This is a genomic window from Kitasatospora sp. NPDC057512 (genome assembly GCF_042802135.1).
Lineage (GTDB): Bacteria > Actinomycetota > Actinomycetes > Streptomycetales > Streptomycetaceae > Kitasatospora.
In genome coordinates this window covers 1-1965 of the sequence record NZ_JBHVET010001092.1, presented here as the reverse complement: position 1 = coordinate 1965, position 1965 = coordinate 1, and the positions used below count along the sequence as shown (strand labels likewise).

At 78.4% G+C, this 1965-nt stretch carries 1 protein-coding gene; it reads left to right on the top strand.

The features are described from left to right. A partial coding sequence (locus ACFU6K_RS37905; protein ID WP_380671044.1) for an acyltransferase domain-containing protein occupies positions 1 to 1965 on the top strand: 1965 nt, incomplete at both ends.

Here is a 1965-nt window from a genome sequence, read left to right as displayed (position 1 = left end):
GGCCGGGCCGGCGAGCCCGGCCGGACCGTCCTGGTCTTCCCCGGCCAGGGCGGCCAGTGGCGCGGGATGGCGGCCCGACTCGCCGCCGAGAGCCCGGTGTTCGCGGCCCGCCTGGCCGAGTGCGAGCGGGCACTCGCGCCGTACGTCGACTGGTCGTTGGCCGACGTCCTGGCCGATGTCCTGGTCGACTCTCCGGCCGGAGCCCGGACGGACGCTCCGTCAGGCTCCCTGCCCGACGCCCCGACCGCCGCGTCCCCGCTCGACCGGATCGACGTCGTGCAGCCCGCGCTCTGGGCGGTGATGGTGTCGCTGGCCGCGCTGTGGCGGGAGGCCGGGGTCGTTCCGGACGCCGTGGTCGGCCACTCCCAGGGCGAGCTCGCCGCCGCCGTGGTGGCCGGGGCGCTCTCCCTGGAGGACGGCGCCCGCGCCATCGCGCTGCGCAGCCGCCTGGCCGTCGACCTGATGGGCCGGGGCGCGATGGCCGTCGTCCCGCTGCCCGCCGCGCGGGTGCGGGAGCGCCTCGGCGCGCTGAGCATCGCCGCGGTCAACGGACCGGCCGTCACCGCCGTGGCCGGCGCCCCGGACGCGATCGCCGCCCTGGTCGACGGGTACCGGGCCGAGGGCGTCAACGCCCGGGTGATCCCGGCGGCCTTCGCCTCGCACTGCCCGGCGGTCGAGCCGATCCGGGCGGAGCTCCTGGCCGGGCTGGCGCCGCTGACGCCGCGCGGCGGCGGGATCGCGCTGATGTCCTCGGTCACCGCCGACTGGCAGGACGGCGCCGGGCTGGACGCGGCCTACTGGTACCGGAACCTGCGGCACACCGTGCGCTTCCAGGAGGCCGTCGAGGCGCTCGTCGCCTCCGGCCACACCACCTTCGTCGAGGTCGGCCCGCACCCGGTGCTGGGCGGCAGCATCGGCCAGATCCTGGAGGAGGCCGGTGTCGACGGGATCGTCACCGGCTCGCTGCGCCGCGACGACGGCGGCCTGCGCCGCTTCCTCACCTCCGCCGCCGAGGCCCACGTCCGCGGTCTGCCCGTCGCCTGGGAACGCCTCACCGGGACGGCGGCCGGCCACGTCGACCTGCCCACCTACCCCTTCCAGGGCCGCCGCTACTGGCTCACCGGAGCGGCCGGGCCGTCCGGCACGGCCGACCTCGGCCAGGCGCCGGCCGAGCACCCCCTGCTCGGCGCGGCCGTCGAACTCGGCGACGGCGAGACGGTGTTCACCGGACGGCTGTCGGCCCGCAGCCACCCCTGGCTGGCCGACCACGTCCTCGCCGGGACGGTCGTCGTGCCGGGCACCGCGTTCCTGGAGCTGGCCCTGCACGCGGGCGCGAAGGCCGGGACGGCGCGGATCGAGGAGCTGACCGTCGCCACCCCGATGGAACTGCCCGCGGACGGTGCCGTCGACCTGCGCGTACGGGTGTCGGGCGCGGACGGCGACGGGCGGCGGACCTGCCGGATCTCGGGCCGGGCGACCGGCGGCGGCGAGTGGATCGAGCACGCCACCGGCATCCTGAGCGCCGACCGCGCCCCTGCCCCGGACCGGGACCAGACCTCGCAGGCCCCGTATCAGGACCGTGCCGCCACCGTGTGGCCGCCGACCGGCGCGACGCCGGTGCCGGCGACCCGGATGTACGAGGACCTCGCCCTGCGCGGCCACCAGCCCGGGCCGGCCTTCCAGGGCCTGCTCGCCGCCTGGCGGGGCGCCGGCGGCGAGCAGTACGCCGAGGCCGTCCTGCCCGAGCCGGCGGACGCCGACGCCGGGTCCTACCGGCTGCACCCCGCCCTGCTCGACGCCTCCCTGCACGGTCTGATCGCCGCGGCCCCGGGCCACGAGGGGCGGCCCGTCCAGCCGGTGCGCTGGCGCGGAGTGTCCCTGACGGCCGCTCCGGCCGGCGGCCGGACGTCCCTGCGGGTGTACGCCGGGCCCGCCTCGGACGGCGGCCTCCCGTTGGCCCTCCTC